Origin of the sequence: Nocardia niigatensis NBRC 100131, assembly GCF_000308655.1 — a bacterium.
Lineage (GTDB): Bacteria > Actinomycetota > Actinomycetes > Mycobacteriales > Mycobacteriaceae > Nocardia > Nocardia niigatensis.
The window spans coordinates 113,793-133,370 of record NZ_BAGC01000003.1; the positions used below are offsets into that span (position 1 = coordinate 113,793).

18 protein-coding genes and 1 tRNA gene are annotated in these 19,578 nt (G+C 69.5%); 15 read left to right on the forward strand and 4 right to left on the reverse strand.

Translation table 11 applies throughout. The features are described from left to right. Positions 1-29: 29 nt before the first annotated feature. A complete protein-coding gene (locus tag ON33_RS02020; RefSeq protein WP_040854201.1) occupies positions 30-776 on the forward strand; it encodes a Fic family protein in 747 nt (248 codons plus the stop codon). A 466-nt stretch (positions 777-1,242) separates the two neighbouring features. On the opposite strand, the gene ON33_RS02025 is transcribed toward ON33_RS02020, so the two are convergent. Beyond that, on the reverse strand, positions 1,243-2,052 hold the full coding sequence (locus ON33_RS02025; protein ID WP_373281010.1) for an HAD family hydrolase: 810 nt from the start codon (positions 2,050-2,052) through the stop codon (positions 1,243-1,245). Between the two features lie 381 nt (positions 2,053-2,433). Between ON33_RS02025 and ssd the strand changes: the two genes are divergently transcribed. The 7 genes from ssd (at position 2,434) to ON33_RS02060 (ending at position 7,956) form a co-directional block, all read left to right on the forward strand. After that, on the forward strand, positions 2,434-3,879 hold the full coding sequence (gene ssd / locus ON33_RS42990) for a septum site-determining protein Ssd (RefSeq protein ID WP_063710923.1): 1,446 nt from the start codon (positions 2,434-2,436) through the stop codon (positions 3,877-3,879). A 207-nt stretch (positions 3,880-4,086) separates the two neighbouring features. Beyond that, positions 4,087-5,283, forward strand: coding sequence for a TadA family conjugal transfer-associated ATPase (locus ON33_RS02035; protein WP_040854206.1), 1,197 nt, complete (start codon positions 4,087-4,089; stop codon positions 5,281-5,283). A gap of 414 nt (positions 5,284-5,697) precedes the next feature. After that, entirely contained in the window at positions 5,698-6,330 is a 633-nt protein-coding gene (locus ON33_RS02040) for a type II secretion system F family protein (protein ID WP_306307499.1), read from the forward strand. Continuing rightward, positions 6,327-6,938, forward strand: coding sequence for a type II secretion system F family protein (locus ON33_RS02045; protein ID WP_040854208.1), 612 nt, complete (start codon positions 6,327-6,329; stop codon positions 6,936-6,938). The genes ON33_RS02040 and ON33_RS02045 overlap by 4 nt, the downstream gene beginning before the upstream one ends. Positions 6,939-7,016: 78 nt before the next feature. Beyond that, positions 7,017-7,232, forward strand: coding sequence for a DUF4244 domain-containing protein (locus ON33_RS02050; RefSeq protein ID WP_040854209.1), 216 nt, complete (start codon positions 7,017-7,019; stop codon positions 7,230-7,232). 35 nt (positions 7,233-7,267) lie between these two features. Next, a complete protein-coding gene (locus ON33_RS02055; protein ID WP_051151541.1) occupies positions 7,268-7,582 on the forward strand; it encodes a TadE family type IV pilus minor pilin in 315 nt (104 codons plus the stop codon). Next, complete coding sequence (locus ON33_RS02060) at positions 7,579-7,956, forward strand: Rv3654c family TadE-like protein (protein WP_040854213.1); 378 nt, start codon at positions 7,579-7,581, stop codon at positions 7,954-7,956. Before ON33_RS02055 ends, ON33_RS02060 begins: the two co-directional genes overlap by 4 nt. 354 nt (positions 7,957-8,310) lie before the next feature. Here ON33_RS02060 and sftH read toward each other — a convergent pair whose 3' ends face one another. Then, positions 8,311-10,707, reverse strand: a complete 2,397-nt coding sequence (gene sftH / locus ON33_RS02065) for a DEAD/DEAH box helicase (RefSeq protein ID WP_051151542.1) — start codon at positions 10,705-10,707, stop codon at positions 8,311-8,313. Between the two features lie 435 nt (positions 10,708-11,142). Here sftH and ON33_RS02070 point away from each other — a divergent pair, with 435 nt between their 5' ends. From ON33_RS02070 to ON33_RS02095, 6 genes are all read left to right on the forward strand, one after another. Then, a complete protein-coding gene (locus tag ON33_RS02070; protein ID WP_011206895.1) occupies positions 11,143-11,349 on the forward strand; it encodes a cold-shock protein in 207 nt (68 codons plus the stop codon). A gap of 316 nt (positions 11,350-11,665) precedes the next feature. Beyond that, positions 11,666-14,521, forward strand: a complete 2,856-nt coding sequence (topA, locus tag ON33_RS02075) for a type I DNA topoisomerase (protein ID WP_040854215.1) — start codon at positions 11,666-11,668, stop codon at positions 14,519-14,521. 142 nt (positions 14,522-14,663) lie between these two features. Beyond that, positions 14,664-15,170 (forward strand): DinB family protein, encoded by a 507-nt coding sequence (locus tag ON33_RS02080; protein WP_040854216.1) that lies wholly within the window; start codon positions 14,664-14,666, stop codon positions 15,168-15,170. A gap of 42 nt (positions 15,171-15,212) precedes the next feature. After that, on the forward strand, positions 15,213-16,427 hold the full coding sequence (locus ON33_RS02085) for a DNA polymerase III subunit delta' (protein ID WP_040854543.1): 1,215 nt from the start codon (positions 15,213-15,215) through the stop codon (positions 16,425-16,427). An 82-nt stretch (positions 16,428-16,509) separates the two neighbouring features. After that, positions 16,510-16,585 (forward strand) — tRNA-Thr (locus tag ON33_RS02090). A 77-nt stretch (positions 16,586-16,662) separates the two neighbouring features. Further along, complete coding sequence (locus ON33_RS02095; protein ID WP_040854217.1) at positions 16,663-16,872, forward strand: hypothetical protein; 210 nt, start codon at positions 16,663-16,665, stop codon at positions 16,870-16,872. Between the two features lie 58 nt (positions 16,873-16,930). Here ON33_RS02095 and ON33_RS02100 read toward each other — a convergent pair whose 3' ends face one another. Then, on the reverse strand, positions 16,931-17,995 hold the full coding sequence (locus tag ON33_RS02100; RefSeq protein ID WP_040854219.1) for an NAD(P)H-dependent amine dehydrogenase family protein: 1,065 nt from the start codon (positions 17,993-17,995) through the stop codon (positions 16,931-16,933). A 25-nt stretch (positions 17,996-18,020) separates the two neighbouring features. After that, positions 18,021-18,809, reverse strand: coding sequence for an SDR family oxidoreductase (locus tag ON33_RS02105; protein ID WP_040854221.1), 789 nt, complete (start codon positions 18,807-18,809; stop codon positions 18,021-18,023). A gap of 131 nt (positions 18,810-18,940) precedes the next feature. On the opposite strand from ON33_RS02105, the gene ON33_RS02110 reads away from it, so the two are divergent. Beyond that, positions 18,941-19,570, forward strand: coding sequence for a TetR/AcrR family transcriptional regulator (locus ON33_RS02110; RefSeq protein WP_040854222.1), 630 nt, complete (start codon positions 18,941-18,943; stop codon positions 19,568-19,570). The last annotated feature ends 8 nt before the right edge of the window (positions 19,571-19,578 follow it).

The following is a 19,578-nucleotide window of genomic DNA, read 5'->3' on the forward strand; positions in this document are numbered from 1 at the left end:
TCCGATACTCGGCAGTAGCCTCGTACCTCGTGACCGACCCGCTGCAGCCCCTCGTCGACCTGCCCGGCGTCCGCGAGGCCGCCGACAAGGCCCGTGACGCCCTCGCCGAGGTGCACCGTCATCGGGCCAACCGCCGCGGCTGGCCCACCACCGCCGCCGAGGCCGCCGTCCGCGCGGCCCGCTCCTCCGCCGCCATCGACGGCGGCACCATCGACCTCCCCGCCGACGGCCGCGTCGACGACCCGATCCTGGCCGGCTCGCTGCGCGTCGGCCAGGCCCTGGACGCCGAGGCCCTCACCAACCTGGTCGGAGTCTGGCAGCGTGCCCCCCTCCAGGCCCTCGCCCGCCTGCACCTGCTCGCGGCCGCCGACATGGTCGAGGACGAACAGCAGCTGGGCCGTCCCCGCGCTGTCCCCGGTGTCGCCGAACGACTGGACCTGCTGGTCCAAACCATCACCACCACCAAGGCGCCCGCCCCGGTGATCGCGGCCGTCGTGCACGGCGAACTGCTGTCGCTGCGCCCATTCGGCACCGCCGACGGCATCGTCGCCCGCGCCGCCTCCCGGCTGGTCGCCGTGTCCAGTGGCCTGGACCCGCACAGCCTCGGCGTCCCCGAGGTCTTCTGGCTCCGCCGCCGCCAGGCCTACCTCGACGCGGCGGCCGCCTTCGGCATGGGTACCGCGGAGGGCGTCGGCGGCTGGGTGATCTTCACCTGCGGCGCGCTCGAGGACGGCGCCCGCGAGGCCCGCTCGATCGCGGATGCCGCCTCGGAGTAAGCCCCCCTTACCGCGAAACACTTTGTATGCCAAGGGTTCCGGCGCCCCCTGACACGTCGAAGCGGGCGGCGTAGTCGCGATTTGCGACCTCACCGCCCGCTAGCACGGACCACCCGGTTACCAAGCGTGCTTCTCGGGTTGTGTTCTCTTCGGCCTCGGCGAGCTCTCCGAGATCCGGCGGTTCATCCCCGCGTTGATGCGAGGCCCTCGCCGTCGATATCCCGGATAACGCAGGCCCACAACTACTCTTGCCCTTGTCGCGGCGTGCTCCGCGTGGGTGCCTGGCGTCCGTGCTGGGAAGGGTGGATGGGAGGTCGAATCTTCTCTTCCGATCCGATCTTGGCCTTCCGTCCTTCCGTGCATCCATTGTTACCCCGTGACCGCCGTCACATCAAGACCTGGGAAAACTTTCGAATATGCGGCGTTTCCGGCGCTTTTGCCTACGGGCGCTTCCCTCGGCCGGTCGTCAGCGGCGCCCGCGCAGCAACCGGTAGCTGAGCGCCCCCGCCGCCAGTGCGGCCACACCCACGGCGACCGTGGCCGCCACCGTGGTGGTGGTCGGCGCCGGGATCCGCGCCCACAGCGAAACCGGATTCGAGAAGGTCAGAATGGACCAGCCGCGGGTGGTGGCCTCACGCCGCAGTCCCCGATCCGGGTTCACCGCTGTCGGGTGGCCGACCACCTCGAGCATGGGGAGATCGGTGACCGAGTCCGAGTAGGCGTAGCAGCGCGACAGGTCGTAATCGTATTGCGCCGCAAGGTTTTCGATCGCCTCTACTTTGCCCGGGCCGTAGCAGTAGAACTCGACTTCGCCCGCGTACCGGCCGTTTTCGATGACCATCCGGGTGGCGGCGAAGTGATCCGCGCCCAGCGCCGCCGCGATCGGGGCCACCACCTCCTCGCCGGAGGCGGAGATGATCACCACGTCGTGGCCTCGAATCCGATGGTCCGCAATGAGATCCGCGGCCTCGGCGTAGATGAGCGGGTCCACGATGTCGTGCAGGGTCTCGGCCACGATCGAGCGCACCTGGTCCACATCCCAGCCCGCGCACATCTTGGTGAGATGCTCGCGCATCCGCTCCATCTGGTCGTGATCGGCGCCCGAGAGCAGGAACAGGAAGTGCGCGTAGCTGCTCTCCAGCACGGCCCGCCGGCTGAGCAGGCCCTGGTCCAGGAACGGCTTGCTGAACACGAAGGCACTGGACCTGGCGATCACCGTCTTGTCGAGATCGAAGAAGGCGGCGACTCGTCCGCGTTCGGCTGTCACGTGGTCCAGGATATGGTTCCGCGCCGAGCCATTTCATTCGGCTCGGTCACGGGCGTGGCGGGAGTCACCACGGGGCCCGGTCCATCCGGGTTTGCCAGGAGGAAGCGGAGCCGTCGTGGCGGGAAAAAGACTCGCCCGGCGGACTTGCAATCCGGCCGGGGCTTGGGTGTAGTATCGCAATTACCTGGACATAGTCCAGGCGCGTTCAGCCCGACCCCCCGGGGCTGAACCCGACGGCCCCAGCCTCCTCCCCCCCCGGCTGGGGCCGTCCTCTATAGATGGACAGTTTTGGTCCATTCCCGTTCCCCGAGTTCTGCACAGGCCGCGTGTTATCCACACTCGCCGTGGAGGCGCTTTCGCCGCTCTTCCGATCGAGCGACGCTGACCTGCATGAACTCCGATGCCGCCACTCCACCGGCCCTGTCACTGGTCGCCGACCCCCGCCTGCGCGACGAGATCCGCCGCATCGCGGCCGCGGCCGATCGCCCGCTCGACGAACGGGTGCCGCCTCCGGGCCGCCACGCCTGGACCGCCGCGTCCGTGATCATCGTCGATACCGCGGCCGCACATAGCTGCGCGGCAGCCGCGTACCCCCGTCGCCCGGGAATTCTCCTGGTGACCGAGGGAGAGCCGGGTTTGCTCGACTGGCAGGCCGCCACCACGGCCGGCGCCGAACAGGTCCTGCCCCTGCCCACCGCGGCCGACGCTCTGATCGCCGCCTTCGCCGCGCACGACGGCCGCCGCCCCGGCGACGGCGCGGTCCTCGCGGTGGCCGGAGCGGGCGCGGGAGCAGGCGCCTCGGTGCTGGCCGCGGCCGTAGCCCTCACGGCCGCAGGGCGTTTCCGCGACCGCACCCTGCTGGTCGACTGCGCGCCCTACGGCGGAGGGCTCGATCTGCTCCTCGGAATGGAGAAGACGCCCGGCCTGCGCTGGCCGGACCTGACCATCGAACATGGCCGCGTTTCCGCATCCGCGCTGCACGAGGCGCTGCCTGCCGCATCGGGGCTGGCGCTGCTCTCCTGCGGAAGAGGCGCTGCCGCAACCGAACTCGGCCCTCCCTGGCCGTCGGACCCGATCGCCCAGGCTCTCGGCGCTGCGGGCGGTGCTGATTCGCAAGCGAAGTCCGCATCACCGTTCCGGGCTGCCGCTGCCGAATCGGACGGAAAATCCACGCTCGCAACGGACTTCGACCGGCACCCGCCTTGTCTGGTCGACCGCGGCGTCGCCGTTTTCGCGCCGCGGGCGCTTTCGGGTACCACGGATGATCATGCGGTCGAGCTGAGCCGAAGCGGGGGACCGGTGGCGGCCGCTCTCGCCCCGGCCGCGGTGCGAGCCGTCCTCGAGGGCGGGCGCGCGGCCGGTGATCTCGTGGTCGCGGACCTGTCCAGCGATCATGGGCCGCACACCGACCAGGTCCTCGACGTGGCCGACCTCGTGGTTATGGTGACGCAGGCGCGTCTGCGCTCGATCGCCGCTGCCGAAACCGCCGCCGCCTACCTGACTGCGCGAAATCCGAACGTGCGCTTGATCGTCCGGGGTCCGGCGCCGGGTGGTCTCGGTCCGTCCGATATCGCCGAGGCGCTCACGCTGCCGCTGCTCACCGCGGTGCCGTCGCAGCCGGGCCTCACTGAGCGCCTGGAACGCGGCGGTCTGACCGTCCGTCGTCGCGGCCCGCTTCGAACCGCCGCCGAAACCGCCTTGACCGCACTGTTTTCCGAGAGTCCACGCCGCGGGCGTCCGGCGGGCGGCCCGGGTCCCTCGTGGTGGCGGATCGCCCGCGCGCACGGTTCGAACTGTGGTTCGGCATTGCCGGATTCGCTGGGAGCCCGGAAATGACGGCGGCACAGGGCAACCGGTCGTTGCGGGCCTCCTGCGCCACGGTGCGGGCAGCGGCAGGGCTCCGCCTTCGGGATATGGCCCGATGTGCGGGATTCGCGAGCCGTCAGGCTGTGGAGCTCGTCCGGTTCGTCGAACGGGTCGGGTATCGCCTGATCGGGTTCGGGCCGGAATACCGCCGGCCGGCCGTGTGCCCCGAGGTGCGTGATGAGTGAGCTGGTGACGTCCGAGCTGCTGGAGCGGGTGCGGGAACGGCTGGCGGAGGGGGCGGCGGATCCGGATCCGGCGCGGGTGGCGGCGGCCATTCGAGCGGAGGCGGGCGGGGTGCTCGCGGACACGGATCTGTTACGGGCCTTGCGCTTGCTGCAGACCGAGATGACCGGTGCGGGCGTGCTGGAACCGCTGCTGCACGACCCCGAGGTGGCCGATGTGCTTGTCACCGCGCCGGATTCGGTGTGGGTGGACCGGGGGCGGGGCTTGCGGCGTACCGCGGTGCGGTTCCCGGACGAGGCGGCGGTGCGGCGGCTGGCACAGCGGCTCGCCTTGGCGGCCGGGCGGCGGCTGGATGACGCACAGCCATGGGTCGACGGCCGGCTGGCGGGAACCGGAGCGGCATCGGGGGATTCCTTCGGCGTCCGGTTGCACGCGGTGCTGTCGCCGATCGCGCACGGTGGCACCTGTCTGTCACTGCGCGTGCTGCGGCCCGCCACCCAGGGCCTGGATGCGCTGGCCGCGGCCGGCGCGGTGCCACCGGACGCGAAACTCCTGCTGGAGAGGATCATTCGGGCCCGGCTCGCCTTCCTGGTGGTCGGCGGCACCGGCGCCGGCAAGACGACCCTGTTGTCGGGCCTGCTGGCCAAGGTGGCCCCGGCGGAGCGGATCATCTGCGTCGAGGACGCCGCCGAGCTCGCGCCGCCGCATCCGCATGTGGTCCGCCTGGTCGCCCGGACCGCCAATGTCGAGGGCGCGGGCCAGGTCACCGTGCGCGACCTGGTGCGCCAGGCCCTCCGGATGCGCCCGGATCGCATTGTGGTGGGCGAGGTCCGGGGAGCCGAGGTCGTCGATCTGCTGACCGCGCTCAACACCGGCCATGACGGTGGGGCGGGGACCGTGCACGCCAACTCGCCCGGCGAGGTCCCGGCTCGGCTGGAGGCACTCGCGGCCCTGGGCGGTATGCCCGCGCCCGCCCTCCACAGTCAGCTGGCCGCCGCGATTCAAGTAGTCCTGCACGTCCACCGCCGGCCCGACGGCCGTCGCGCTCTTCGCGAAATCGGTGTGGTCACCCCGGTGGACGGCCGTGTGCGCATCACTCCCGCCTGGACCGCCGACAGCCGTCCCGCCCCGGCCGCCCCGCTCCTCACGAAGCTCCTCGACGAAAGGACTCCAGATGATTCCCGCGAGTGAAGACTGCCCCGGCTCGTGCGGTCGCCCTCGGCCCCGGTCGAATTCGCCGATCGCCGGCTCGACTCCACTCTCGGCCGCCGACTCTGATCGGCTGTGCCGCAATCCGTTCGGGGTGCGGGGCTCACGGTTCCACCGATTGCCGCTGGGATGGCGCGCCACCTGCTGCCGAGAGCGCATCGCCGATTCCGCTGGGGCCGAGCAGGATCCGGGCACCGCACAGCCGGGAGGCGACTGATGGGATCTGCCGTCGGAACCCACGCATTCGTACTGGCATGCCTCGCTTTGGCGCTGCTCATGGTGCCATCACCGATCGCTCACCGGCGCATGAGGCACCTGTTCGCAGATCGCGAGCGCAAGCGAAAGACACTGCCCAGCTGGCTGATTCGTGCCACACCCTGGTCCGCGATACCGCTGATGCTCCTCATCGGACCCGGTCCGGTGGTGGCCGCGGCGCTGGTGGCGTCGACCGTCCTGGTCCGAGGCCGCCGTGCCAGGCGGGAACGGCAGCGGGTCGCCGAGACCGCGCAATTGCTGGAAGGTTTGGAGGCGGTGATCGGGGAGCTGCGGGTCGGTGCGCATCCGAGCGACGCGGCGCGGGTCGCGGCCCTCGAGACCAACGGTGATGTGGCACGGGCCTTCGCGGTCAGCGCGGCGCGGAGCCGGTTGGGCGGGTCCGGTGCGGACGGCCTGCGGCGGCACCGCTCGGTGGTGGCACGGGAACTGGCACGCGTGGCCGGGGCCTGGCGGGTGGCCGAACGTCACGGCCTCGCCCTGGCCGAGCTGCTGACGGCCGCACGTTCGGACCTGCTGGGCCGTAAGCGCTTCCGGGACCGCACTGCGGCGGCGCTCGCCGGGGCCCGGGCGACGGCCATGGTGCTGGCCCTGCTGCCCCTGCTCGGCCTCGGCCTGGGCGAACTGATGGGTGCGTCCCCGCTGCGCGTGCTGCTGCTGTCCTCGGCGGGCGCGGTGCTGCTTCCCCTGGGGTCCGCCCTGACCTGCGCCGGTCTGCTGTGGGCCGATGCCATCACGGACAAGGTACTGCGATGATCCTGTCCCTGGCCCCACCATCGGCTGCGGTGCTGGCGGCGGTCGCCGTGCTCATACTGCCGGGCCGGGCGGGCGCGGTCCGTCGGCTGCGTCGGCTGCGGGACTCGGCAGCCGGCGGCGCACCGGCGAGTTCGGCGGTCCGAACCGAACCGGATCCGCTCGGCGTCGCCTCCGCCCTCGATCTGCTCGCGGCGTGTCTGCGCGCCGGACTGCCCACCGCCTCCGCCGCCGGGGCGGTCGCGTCCGAGGCCACCGGGCCGCTGGCCTCGGCCCTGCGACGGGTCGCCGACCTGCTCGCGCTGGGCGCCGATCCCGTCATCGCGTGGGAGCAGGCCACGGCCGGATCCGCCGACGACACGGTGACGGCGCTGGCGCGCCTGGCCCGGCGCTCGGCACGCTCCGGAACCGGATTGGCCACGGCCGTGGCCGAATTGGCGGAACGCCGCCGCGGTGAGCTCGAGGATGCGGCCGCCGCCCGGGCCGAGCGGGCCGGGGTGCTGATCGGCGGTCCGCTCGGCCTGTGCTTCCTGCCCGCCTTCCTGTGCCTGGGAATCGTCCCGGTGGTGATCGGCCTGGCGGGCCGGGTGCTGGAAGGCGGTCTGCTGTGACCGCCGAGCCCGGCGCCCCCGAGGTTCACGACTGTGCCGGCGCGGATCCGCCGCGCCGGAGCGAGGGAAGGAGCGAGCATGGGAACAACCGTCCGGAATCTGCTCTGGGAACTGCGGAAGCGGCTGCTGCACGCCGTCATCGCCGACCACGGCATGAGCACCGCCGAGTACGCCATCGGCACGATCGCGGCGGCCGCCTTCGGGGCGGTGCTGTACACCGTCGTGACCGGCGACAGCATTGTGAGCGCCCTGAGCACGATCATCGACAAGGCGCTGAAGACTCCCGTCAAGTGACGTATGACACACCATCTCTCCATGCCGACTCGGGCATGGCAACCGTGGAGACGGCCATAGCGCTGGCCGCCCTCGTCGCGGTGCTGGTCCTGGGCGTCGGGGCCCTGCTGGCGGTATCGGCGCAGGTGCGCTGTGTCGATGCCGCCCGCGAGGCCGCCCGTCTCGCCGCCCGTGGTGACCCCGACACCGGCGTCGCCACTGCCCGCCGGGTCGCGCCGCCGGGCGCGCGGGTCGTGGTCCGCTCCGAGGGCGACCTGGTGGTCGCCGAGGTGAGTGCCCGATCCACCCTGCTACCGGTCACCCTGCACGCGGCGGCGGTGGCAGCACGGGAGCCGGGTGAATCCCGATGAAACGGACCACCCTGGGCCGGGCCGAGAGTGAAACGGGCGGAGTGACGGTCACCGCGTGCCTCGCGTTGATCGGACTGCTCGCGGTGACTGTCCTGATCGCCCAGATCGGCGTCGCTGTGACGGCCCGTCACCAGGTGCAGGCCGCCGCGGATCTGAGTGCGCTGGCCGCGGCGGGCGCGCTGGACGGCGGTACGCCGGCCGCGTGCGGCCGGGCTGCGAAAGTCGCGGGCCGAATGAGCGCGCGGATCGCCGGATGCGCGGTGCTCGGATGGGACGTGACTGTGACAGTCGCCGGGCGGGTATCGCTGGGCCCGCTGGGGGAGCGGGAAGTGCGTGCCGCGGCGCGGGCAGGGCCGTCGGAAGAGCCGAGATAGCGAGGCAATATCTCGTACTGAGCGGTTGGTTAGAAATGTGATGGCGCGGGCCACATCGGTGGCCGATCAATGTCGAAATTCGATGAAAGCATTCGCGAATAGAGTCGGCGTCGATCGCATTCCAATTCGTGCCCGAAGACTCATTCGAATGAATGCACAGGTAAATCCCGGAGCGGCATTATCGAAGGGAGCAATCCCTCAGTTAACAGGATTGCATCCCTTTTTAATCGACTCGGGGCTCCGGCGTGTCGCCGCCACCGCTCAGCATCCCGAATCCGCCCGATGGATCTGCCAGCTGACAACGCCGACCGGTTGGTCGTGCGGCGGTCCGATATCGCCGTGGCGACGGCCGTGTCACGGTTGGGGCGAGTCGTCGTCATCTTCCCCGAGTTCGGCCAGCACGGCCCGCAGCAGCTGGGCCGCACCGGCCTTGTCCAGGGGGTTGTTGCCGTTCCCGCACTTCGGTGATTGCACGCAGGACGGGCAGCCGTGGGCACACCCGCAGGACTCGATGGCGCCCAGCGTAGCCGTCAGCCAGTGCCGCAGCCGGTGAAATCCCCGCTCGGCGAAGCCCGCCCCGCCCGGATGCCCGTCGTAGACGAAGACCGTCGGCAGCCCGGTGTCGGCGTGTTCAGCGGTCGACACGCCGCCGATATCCCACCGATCGCAGGTCGCGACCAGGGGCAGCATGCCGATCGCGGCGTGTTCCGCCGCGTGCAGCGCGCCCGCGGCGTGTCGGGCGTCGATTCCGGCCCGGGCCAGCAGGTCCGGTGTGACCGTGTAGAACACGGCCCGGGTGGGCAATGTCTGCGCCGGCAGGTCCAGCGGGACCAGGTCCAGCACCTCTCCGCTGGGCAGTCTGCGCAGGTAGCCGACCACCTGCCGGGTGACCAGCACCTGCGCCAAAGCTGTTGTGACCGAGCCGGATCGGCGCTCCTCGGTCACCGCCTCGATCTCCAGCGAGGTGACCACCCGCGCGCTGGTGCTCCAGCCCGGCGTGTCGGCGTGCACCAGCGCGATGCCCTCCTCCAGGTCCAGCTCGTCGACCACATAGCTCTCGCCCTGGTGCAGGTGCACCGCGCCCGGATGCAGGGTGGCCGGGGCGCGTCCGGCGTCGGTGGTGCCCAGCATGCGGCCGGATTCGCCGTCCACCACCGCCACCGCCGTGCCGATGCCGCCGCGCACGTCCACCGCGTCGTGCGGATGCGCGCCGGCGGTCACGAACCAGCGCGCCGACCCGTCCCGGGCCATTCCCGCGCGCCGCCGGATCAAACCCTGTTCAGCCAGGTCGGACAGCAGTTCCCAGGCCTGGAAGGCATGCACCTCGGCATCGCTGAGCGGCTGTTCCAGGGCCGCGCACAGCAGATGCGGCCCGAGCACGTACGGGTTGTGCGGGTCGGTGATGGTGGCCTCCAGGGGCCGCCCGAGCAGCGCGTGCGGGTGATGCACGAGGTAGGTGTCCAGCGGATCGTCCCGCGCGATGAGCAGCACCAGCGACCCCTGCGTGCGCCGTCCGGCGCGCCCGGCCTGCTGCCAGAACGAGGCGACCGTCCCCGGATATCCCGCCACCACAACGGCATCCAGGCCGGCGATGTCCACGCCCAGTTCCAGGGCATTCGTGGTGGCCGCGCCCAGCAGCGAGCCGTCCGAGAGCGCTGCTTCCAGCGCCCGGCGGTCCTCGGCCAGATACCCGGCCCGATAGGCCGCGACACGCCCGGGAAGCTCGGCATCCACATCCGCCAGCAGCCGCCGCGTGTCCATGGCGACCAATTCGGCGCTGCGCCTGGACCGTACGAAGGTCAGCGTGCGCGCCCCCTCGACCACCAGATCCGCCATCACCGTGGCGGCCTCGGCGCCGGCCGAACGCCGTACGGCCGCACCGTTTTCCCCGGTCACGCCGCCGCCGACCAGCGGCGGCTCCCACAGCGCAACGGTCCGAGCGCCCTGTGGGGACCCGTCGTCGGTGACCGCGACACATGGAGCGCCGATCAGCTTCTCGGCGGTCGCGGCCGGATCGGCCGTGGTCGCCGAGCACAGCACGAAAACCGGATCCGCCCCGTACCGCTCGGCGAGGCGCCGGAGCCGGCGCAGCACCAGCGCCACATGCGAGCCGAAAACCCCACGGTAGATATGACATTCGTCGACCACGATGTATTTGAGCTGGCGCAACAGCCGTGCCCACCGCTGATGGGACCGCAGCATCCCGATGTGCAGCATGTCAGGATTCGTGAACACCCAGCGCGCGTGCGCCCGCACCCACTGCCGGATTTCCGCCGGCGTATCGCCGTCGTAGGGCGCGGGATGAATGGTTCGCAGCGGATCTTCGCTGGTCAGCTCGTTGACCACACGCAACTGGTCGGCTCCCAGCGCCTTGGTCGGCGACAGATACAGGGCCGTGGCCCGCGGATCCTGTTGCAGGGCCGTCAAAACCGGCAGTTGATAGGCCAGCGATTTTCCGGATGCCGTCCCGGTCGACACCACCACGTGCCGCCCCGCCGCGGCGAGGTCGGCGGCCCGGCTCTGGTGGCTCCACGGCTCCGCGACTCCGGCGGCCTGAACTGCGGCGATGACATCCGGAGATGTCCATTCGGGCCATTTCGTGATCTGTGCCGCGCGCGGCGGTAGCTCGGTGACATGGGTGAGGCGGGTGTCACCGGAATCGGGGCTGGTTAGGACACGATTCAGCAACGATCTCCCGTAGCTGACGTCGCTGTTGTTCCCGGATCGTCGCACCAGATCTCCGCCCTTCATCGAAGCGTCACCGCGACACGCCCAACGGGTGCGAAACGTGTGTGCGCCCGCTGCCCTACCTGCCATTTCACTGCAGAGTAGCGACCTGCCTCACACCCGGTTTGCCAGATGCTCGCTCTGTTATCCGGAAGCAAACCAACTTCAAGTACGGATTTGGGCATTATGCCCCTCACCTGCGCATTCGCAAGATCAACTTTTTTGCAAATTGTGGGTAACTCCGCTGTTGAATTGCCGGAAGACATGGTTCACTGGTTCCTGGTCGCAAGCTTCTGTGTTCGAGGGAACGGATCGAAAGTCCAAACCATCAGCAGGATCGATGTTGCGAACGGTGTACTAGGTGCTTTCCTGCAGGGGGAACAGAGTACAACGGTCTCAACGGACCCGGTGGATGAACCCAGTTGTCCGCCGTTCCGGTATGGAAAGAGAAGGAACAGAATGGCACAGGGAACTGTGAAGTGGTTCAACGCGGAGAAGGGGTTCGGCTTCATCGCGCCCGAGGACGGCTCAGCTGACGTCTTCGTCCACTACTCCGAGATCCAGGGGTCGGGCTTCCGCACCCTCGAGGAGAACCAGAAGGTCGAGTTCGAGGTTGGTCAGGGCACCAAGGGCCCGCAGGCCACCGGTGTTCGCGCGCTCTCCTGAGCGAGCCAACCCCTCAGGTTCCGTCCCCCATCGCCCCCAGGCGGTGGGGGACGACCCATATCTGGACCCATTACACTCGATCACGATCAGGGGCTACATCGTCGCCGTGCACCAGCCACGGCCTTCGAACACGGTATAAACGTTGCTGGCAGCGATATCGGACATCGCAGCCGTTTGCCCCAGCCGCATGGAGCGCGTACACCAGCGCCGACGCGGATCGAGACGAAAGGTGTGTTCGCCGGTGGCAACACGAGACCGCGGTGCAGCGCCGAACCCCCAGGCAGCGCCCGACCAGGGCCGTTCCCTGCGTCGTCTCGTGATTGTCGAGTCGCCGACGAAGGCCAAGAAGATCGCCCCTTATCTGGGCCGCGGTTATGTCGTGGAGGCTTCGGTCGGCCATATTCGGGACCTGCCGCGGGGTGCGGCGGATGTGCCCGCCAAATACAAAGGACAGCAGTGGGCGCGCCTCGGCGTGGATGTCGATCACGATTTCGAGCCCATCTATGTTGTCAGCCCCGAAAAAAAGGGGAAGGTCAGTGAACTGAAGAGCCTGCTGGCCGACGCCGACGAGCTCTATCTCGCCACCGACCCCGACCGCGAGGGCGAGGCCATCGCCTGGCACCTGCTGGAAACCCTGAAACCCAAGGTGCCGGTGCGGCGCATGGTGTTCCACGAGATCACCGAGCCCGCCATCCAGGCCGCCGCGGCCGACACCCGTGAGCTGGACAAGGATCTGGTCGACGCGCAGGAGACGCGGCGCATCCTGGACCGGCTCTACGGCTACGAAGTGTCGCCGGTGCTGTGGAAGAAGGTCATGCCGCGGTTGTCGGCGGGCCGCGTGCAGTCGGTGGCGACCCGCGTCATCGTGCAGCGCGAGCGGGAGCGCATGGCGTTCCGGTCCGCGGAGTACTGGGATATCGCGGCCAAGCTGGATGCCGGCGGTGAGGAGAACGGCGGTAATCCGCGGGTCTTCGGGGCTCGGCTGGTCAGTGTCGAGGGCGCTCGCGTGGCGACCGGTCGTGATTTCGGATCCGACGGGCAGCTGAAATCGCAGGGCGTCGTCGTGCTCGATGCCGGATACGCGCAGCGGCTGGCGGAATCGCTGCACGGGGTGGATCTCACGGTCACCTCGGTGGAATCCAAGCCGTATACGCGAAAGCCGTACGCGCCGTTCATGACGTCGACGCTGCAGCAGGAGGCAGGACGCAAACTGCGTTTCACCTCCGAGCGCACCATGCGGGTGGCGCAGCGGTTGTACGAGAACGGCTACATCACTTATATGCGTACCGACTCGACGACCCTGTCGGAGTCGGCGATTCAGGCGGCGCGAGCGCAGGCCACGCAGTTGTACGGCGCGGAATACGTGAGTCCCACGCCGCGGCAGTACACCCGCAAGGTCAAGAACGCGCAGGAGGCGCACGAGGCCATTCGTCCCGCCGGCGACACCTTCGCCACGCCGGGACAGTTGCACGCCAAGCTCGACGGCGACGAATTCCGTCTGTACGAGCTGATCTGGCAGCGCACGGTGGCCTCGCAGATGCAGGACGCGCGCGGCACCACGCTGACGGTGCGCATCACCGGGGTCGCGAATTCCGGTGAGGAGTGCGTGTTTTCGGCGTCGGGCCGCACCATCACCTTCCCGGGCTTCCTCAAGGCGTACGTGGAGAGTGTCGACGAGGAGGCGGGCGGCCAGTCCGATGACGCCGAATCGCGGCTGCCGGCGCTGACCGAGGGCCAGGGCGTGACGGCCATCGAGCTCGCGCCGGACGGGCACACCACCAATCCGCCCGCGCGCTTCACCGAAGCCTCGCTGATCAAGGCGCTGGAAGATCTCGGCATCGGCCGCCCTTCCACCTACTCTTCGATCATCAAGACGATTCTGGACCGCGGCTACGTCTACAAGCGCGGCAGCGCGCTGGTGCCGTCGTGGGTGGCGTTCGCGGTGATCGGCCTGCTGGAGGAGCACTTCGGGCGGCTGGTGGACTTCGACTTCACCGCGGCCATGGAGGACGATCTCGACGCTATCGCCGGCGGCCGTGAGCAGCGCGGAAACTGGTTGTCCTCCTTCTATTTCGGCGGCGACCACGGGGCCGAGGGTTCGGTCGCGCGGTCCGGCGGCCTGAAAAGGATGGTGGGCGAACGACTTGACGGCATCGACGCGCGAGAAGTCAACTCCATCAAGCTCTTCAGCGACGACGAGGGCCGCGATGTGGTGGTCCGGGTCGGCAAGTTCGGTCCGTATCTGGAGCGCATGGTCGCCAATCCCGATGACCCGGAAGGGAATCCGGTCTCGCAGCGGGCGAACCTGCCCGATGACCTGCCGCCGGACGAGCTGACGCCGGAGGTCGCGGAGAAGCTGTTCGCGACACCGCAGGAAGGGCGTTCGCTGGGCACCGATCCGGCGACCGGGCACGAAATCGTCGCCAAGGAAGGGCGTTTCGGGCCGTACGTCACCGAGATCCTGCCGGAGCCGGCCGAGGACCTCGACACCACGGCGAAGAAGACGACGAAGAAGGCGGCCGACAAGCCGAAGCCACGCACCGGGTCGCTGTTCAAGTCCATGAGCGTGGAGTCGGTGACCCTGGACGACGCGCTCAAGCTGCTGTCGCTGCCGCGCGTGGTGGGTGTGGACCCGGCCTCCGGGGACGAGATCACGGCGCAGAACGGCCGCTATGGGCCGTACCTGAAGAAGGGCACGGATTCGCGCTCGCTGACCGGTGAGGACCAGATCTTCACGGTGACGCTGGAGGACGCGCTCAAGATCTATGCCGAGCCCAAGCGGCGCGGCGGGCAGGCGGCCAGTGCGCCGCCGCTGCGCGAACTCGGTGTGGACCCGGTGTCGGAGAAGCCGATGGTGATCAAGGACGGGCGGTTCGGCCCATATGTCACCGACGGTGAGACCAATGCCAGCCTGCGCAAGGGCGACGAGGTCGAATCCATCACCGACGCGCGGGCTTCCGAGTTGCTGGCGGACCGGCGGGCGCGCGGGCCGGTGAAGAAGGCCGCGAAGAAGACCGCCAAGAAGGCGGCCGCGAAGAAGACCGCGGTGGCAAAGACCGTGGTCAAGAAGGCGGCGGCGAAGAAGGCGGCGGCCAAGACAGCCGACGGCGTCACCACCAAGAAGGCCGCGGCGGCCAAGAAGGCCCCTGCCAAGAAGGCGGCGGCGAAGTAGAGCGCGGCACGCGCGCAGTCCTGAGCGAGATCGTCCGAAGCGACCCTGTCCCGGCCGGGGCGTTTCGTGTTTTCCCGGGCATTCCTGTCGGTGCCCTGCCGTAGCGTGTAGCCCGGAACACGCACCAGCGGAAGGACATTCGATGACGGTCGACCACGAGCGTGAAGAACTGATCAAGCTCCTGGACAGCCAGCGCGAGCTGTTCCGGATCACTGTCCGCGGCATCGACGACGAGCAGGCGCGCCAGCGCAGCACGGTCAGTGAACTCACCCTCGGTGGTCTGCTCAGCCATGCGGTGAATGTCGAGCGGCACTGGACCACCATCCTCGTCGAGCGCGATCCGAACTCCGAATTCGATGTCTCCCGAATGGATTCCGAGTACCGGCTGGATCCGGAGCAGACGGTCGCCGGCCTGCTGGCGGAGTGGGAGGTGGTGGCCGAGCACACCAGCAAGCTGATCCGCGAGCTGCCCAATCTCGAGGATTCGGTGCCGACGCCGACCGCGCCCTGGGCGCCGGAGCGGCAGTGGCTCACCGTGCGCTACATCCTGCTGCACATCTTCCGGGAGATCGCCCACCACTCCGGGCACGCGGATATCATCCGCGAGGCGCTGGACGGCGCGAACACGACATATCAGCGCGCGAACTGACTCTCGGCCGGGCTGTCGGGGGCGGCGGCTAAGGTGGTCGGCGTGGCGGGTGTCTTCGATCGGCTGGTCGGCCAGGGTGCGGTCGAGTCCGACCTGACGGCTGCGGCGGTGGCGGCGCGGGGTGGGGCCGGATCGTCGTCGGCCATGACGCATTCCTGGTTGTTCACCGGTCCGCCCGGGTCGGGGCGGTCGGTGGCGGCGCTGTGTTTCGCGGCGGCGCTGCAGTGCACGGATGAGGGCACGCCCGGGTGCGGGCGGTGCCACGCGTGCACGACCACCATGGCCGGAACGCACGGTGATGTGCGGCGCGTGGTGCCGGAGGGATTGAGCATCGGCACCAAGGAGATGCGCGAGATCGTGCAGGTGGCGTCGCGGCGTCCGAGCACCGGGCGCTGGCAGGTGGTCGTGGTCGAGGACGCCGACCGTTTGACCGAGGCGGCGGGCAATGTGCTGCTCAAGGTGGTGGAGGAGCCGCCGGAGCGCACGGTGTTCCTGCTGTGCGCGCCGTCGGTGGATCCCGAGGACATTTCGGTGACGCTCCGATCCCGGTGCCGGCACGTGCATTTGGCGACGCCGTCGGCGGATTCGATCGCGCGGGTGCTGCACGAGCGGGACGGGCTGGACCAGAAGACCGCCGGGTGGGCGGCCTCGATCAGCGGCGGACATGTCGGGCGTGCCCGGCGGCTGGCCACCGACGACCAGGCCCGGGCCCGGCGTAAGCGCGCCCTGGCGCTGGTCGCGGCGACCGCGCGACCAGCGGCGGCCTACGCGGCCGCCGACGAACTGGTGAAGTCGGCCGACGACGAGGCCAAGCAGGTCAGCGCCGAGCGCGACGGCAAGGAACGCGAGGAGCTGGCCACCGCGCTGGGCGCGGGCGGCACCGGCAAGGGCACCGCCTCGGCCACCCGCGGTTCCGCCGGTGCGCTGAAAGATCTGGAGAAACGCCAGAAGTCGCGGGCCACCCGCACCGGGCGCGATGCTCTGGACCGGGCACTGATCGATGTCGCGGGCCTGTACCGGGACGCGCTCGCGGTCCGATTCGGCGCGGCCGCCGCGGACTCCTCCTCCGGCGTCACCCTCACCCACCCGGACATGGCCGACCAGATCCGCGAACTCGCGACCGATCTCCGCCCCGAGGGCCTGCTGCTCTCCATCCAGGCGGTGCTCGATTGCCGCGCGGCCCTCGAAACCAATGTGAAGCCGCGCTTCGCCCTCGCCGCCATGGCCGCGGCCTTGATCGCGGCCCGTTCCGCCTGACCCGGACGTGTCCCCGATCACCGCGAGCTCCCGTTTTCGCGATTCGGGCGCGAGACGATAGACTCGCACCGCCGGAAGGCACGCCGCCTTAGCTCAGTCGGTAGAGCGCTTCACTCGTAATGAAAAGGTCGGGGGTTCGATTCCCCCAGGCGGCTCCATCCAATTGGCCTCTGACATGCGAGATCGCATGCAGGGGCCTTTCTGGTTTCCGACTAGGATTCGGTGTGTCACGACTATGACACCACTCGTCGCGCTCGACACTTCCGGCGATCTGCTGGTGCTGAAGGCGTGTCGGCGGCGGGCTTGTATGGATCTGAACACCGTTATCGACGTCATCCGCCCGCCGTACGGCCGGGTGCGGAGTGGCAGAACGGGGACGCGTGGCACGTGGTTGTTCTCCGAGCCGCAGCCGAATGTCCACCGGCTGGTCGACCTGACTGAATGACGATTCCGACGGAAAAGGTGAGGACCGTTGGCGGTCCTCACCTTTCGTCGTTGCTGGATCAGGAGACCAGGCCGCGGCCGGTGGTCAGGGGGAGATCCATTGCGGTCAGCAGGCCGGGGCGGGCCTGGACGACCGCGGGAACGGCGCTGACCAGCCGGGCCGCGGTGCCGACGACGCCGGCTTCGGCGTGGTCGCCGTTGCTGTAGAGCTGGAGGTCGAGGAGGTAGTCGGGTTCGCCCTTGACTTCCACTCGGTAGCAACCCTTTCCGGCCGGTTGGGGCCAGTCGGGGGCGAGGTCGGGGTGCAGGCGGGTGGTGTGTTCGAGAGTGAGGACCTCGCGGCCCTTGCTGATGCCGTGCACCTGGAAGCGGAGGGCGGCGGCGGTGCCGGCGGCGATGGTGCGGCTGCCCACCTTCAGCTCTTCGCTCGCGGGCAGGCGCTCGAAATGCTGTGTGACGGAGTCGAGTTCGATATCCAGGGCAGCGGCGAGCTGGCGCACGACGCTGCCCCAGGCGAGGGTGAGGACGCCTGGCTGGAGCAGCAGCGGCAGGTCGTCGAGGGCACTGCCGAAGCCCATGATGTCGAACAGGACCTTGGGGTTGTCGTAGGTGGAGTAGTCCATCACCTCCGAGCAGATGATCTTGTCGATGCGCTCGGAGCCGCTGGACAGCAGTAGCGGCAGCCAGTCGTTGGCCCAGCCGGGGTCGATGCCGTTGACCCACAGGGAGGCGCCGCCCTCCTCGGCCGCCGCCACGATCGGGGCGATGGCCTCGTCGGGGAGGGTGCCGTAGGGGAACTGCAGGAAGACGGGGCTGCTGGAGACGACATTGATGCCGGCGCGGAGGAAGGTCTTCAGGTCCTCCACCGCCTCCATCAGACGGTCGTCGGCCATGGCGGTGTGGACGATGCAGTCGGGCTTCAGGGCCAGCAGTGCGGCGGCGTCCTGGGTTGCGGCGACGCCGATCTCGCGGTCGAGACCGGCCAGCTCACCGGCGTCCTTGCCCGCCTTCTCGGCGCTGGAGACCCAGACACCGACCAGCTCGAGCTCGGGGCGGGCGATGATGGAGCGCAGGGCGCGGCGGCCGACATTGCCGGTGCTCCACTGGACTACGCGGTATTTCATGGGAAAACTCCTGCGGCGCGGCGGATTACAGGTCGGGGATGGGGAGGTCCAGGTTGGGTGCGACGATGCCGCCGTCCACCTCGAGCACCTTGCCGGTGATGTAGCCGCCCGCCCGGGAGCTCAGGTAGACGATGGCGGCCGCGATCTCCCAGGGCTCGCCGAGCCGGTGCAGCGGGGTGGCGTCCTCCATCTGCTTCTTCATCTCCGGCTGCTGCGCAACGACTTCCAGCGCGGAGGTGAGCACCGAGCCGACCGCGATGGCGTTCACCCGGATACGGGGGGACAGATCGGCGGCGGCCAGCCGGGTCCAGTGCGCGAGCGCGGCCTTGGCGGTGCCGTAGGCGAGGAAGCCGCGGCCGGGAGCGCGGCCCATCATCGAGGAGATATTGACGACCGAGCCGCCGTCGTTCTTCAGCATGTGCGGCACCGCGGCCCGGGTGAGGGCGTGCGCGGTGGAGACATTGAAACGGAATGCCTCTTCGAGGAATTCGGGGGTGGTGGTGAGGAAGGTGTTGGGCATGGTGCCGCCGACATTGTTGACCACGATGTCGATGCGGCCCAGTTCGGTGGCGGCGGTCTCGGCCAGCGCGGTGACAGCGGAAAGGTCGGACAGGTCCGCGGGGACCGTGATGGCGCGGCGGCCGAGCGCGTGGATCTTGCCCGCCACCTCGTCGAGCTGGGCGGGGGTGCGGGCCGAGATGGCCACGTCCGCACCGGCCTCGGCAAGGGCGAGCGCGGTGGCGGCGCCGATGCCGCGGCCCGCGCCGGTCACGACGGCGACGCGGCCGTCCAGTCGGAAGGTGTCCAGGATCATCGCAATATCAGTCCTTCTGGGGGTGACGACAGTCACAAGCAGCTTTAAGCATATATTCTTAATCGTCAAGCGGAAGTTCTTTTTCTGCTGGTGAACAGCTATGGTGCAGACGTGGCAGGAGCGGTGTCCGAATGGCAGTGACGGAAGCGCGCGAGCGGATCATTCTCGCGGCGGAACAGCTGATCGCCGAGCGCGGGCAGGCGGTGCCGCTGCGCGATATCGCCGCGGCCGCGGGCCAGCGGAACAACTCGGCGATCCAGTACCACTTCGGTTCCCGCGACGGGCTCATCGAAGCCGTGGTCGAGCACCGGCTGGCCACCCTGGAGGTGCGCCGGCTGGAACTGCTGGCCGAACAGGCCGGCGCGGGCGCGACGGGCGTGCACGACCTGCTGGAGGCGCTGGTCATCCCGATGCTCGAGCTGAGCGATCGGCACGGGATCCACCACTACGCGCGGTTCCTCGAGCAGATCCACACCCATCCGGCCGTCACCGACGCGGCCAATCTGGAATCTGCCCGCCGCACCTCGGTGCGCGTCATCATGCAGCAGCTCGAACGGGAACTGACCGACCTGCCGAAACGATTGCGGCTGCGGCGATTGCGCGCACTGCCGACAGTGCTGTTCGTGCTGCTGGCCGACCACGAGCGGGCGGTGGAGGCCGGCCGGGTGGCCGCCGGCGACGTGGCGGCGTGGGGCGAGATCGTGGACATGCTGGCGGGGGCGCTGACCGCTCCGGTGGTGGAGCGCGCGCCGATCCGCTGACACCGTAA

Bases quoted from the DNA above. Each gene is read 5' to 3' on its own strand.
- ON33_RS02110 (WP_040854222.1), top strand. From the start codon at position 18,941: ATGGCAGTGACGGAAGCGCGCGAGCGGATCATTCTCGCGGCGGAACAG.
- ON33_RS02045 (WP_040854208.1), top strand. From the start codon at position 6,327: ATGATCCTGTCCCTGGCCCCACCATCGGCTGCGGTGCTGGCGGCGGTC.
- ON33_RS02055 (WP_051151541.1), top strand. From the start codon at position 7,268: ATGGCAACCGTGGAGACGGCCATAGCGCTGGCCGCCCTCGTCGCGGTG.
- ON33_RS02050 (WP_040854209.1), top strand. From the start codon at position 7,017: ATGGGAACAACCGTCCGGAATCTGCTCTGGGAACTGCGGAAGCGGCTG.
- ON33_RS02070 (WP_011206895.1), top strand. From the start codon at position 11,143: ATGGCACAGGGAACTGTGAAGTGGTTCAACGCGGAGAAGGGGTTCGGC.
- ON33_RS02105 (WP_040854221.1), bottom strand. From the start codon at position 18,809: ATGATCCTGGACACCTTCCGACTGGACGGCCGCGTCGCCGTCGTGACC.
- sftH (WP_051151542.1), bottom strand. From the start codon at position 10,707: ATGAAGGGCGGAGATCTGGTGCGACGATCCGGGAACAACAGCGACGTC.
- ON33_RS02100 (WP_040854219.1), bottom strand. From the start codon at position 17,995: ATGAAATACCGCGTAGTCCAGTGGAGCACCGGCAATGTCGGCCGCCGC.
- ssd (WP_063710923.1), top strand. From the start codon at position 2,434: ATGAACTCCGATGCCGCCACTCCACCGGCCCTGTCACTGGTCGCCGAC.
- ON33_RS02035 (WP_040854206.1), top strand. From the start codon at position 4,087: ATGAGTGAGCTGGTGACGTCCGAGCTGCTGGAGCGGGTGCGGGAACGG.
- ON33_RS02080 (WP_040854216.1), top strand. From the start codon at position 14,664: ATGACGGTCGACCACGAGCGTGAAGAACTGATCAAGCTCCTGGACAGC.
- ON33_RS02060 (WP_040854213.1), top strand. From the start codon at position 7,579: ATGAAACGGACCACCCTGGGCCGGGCCGAGAGTGAAACGGGCGGAGTG.
- ON33_RS02040 (WP_306307499.1), top strand. From the start codon at position 5,698: ATGCTCCTCATCGGACCCGGTCCGGTGGTGGCCGCGGCGCTGGTGGCG.
- ON33_RS02095 (WP_040854217.1), top strand. From the start codon at position 16,663: ATGACACCACTCGTCGCGCTCGACACTTCCGGCGATCTGCTGGTGCTG.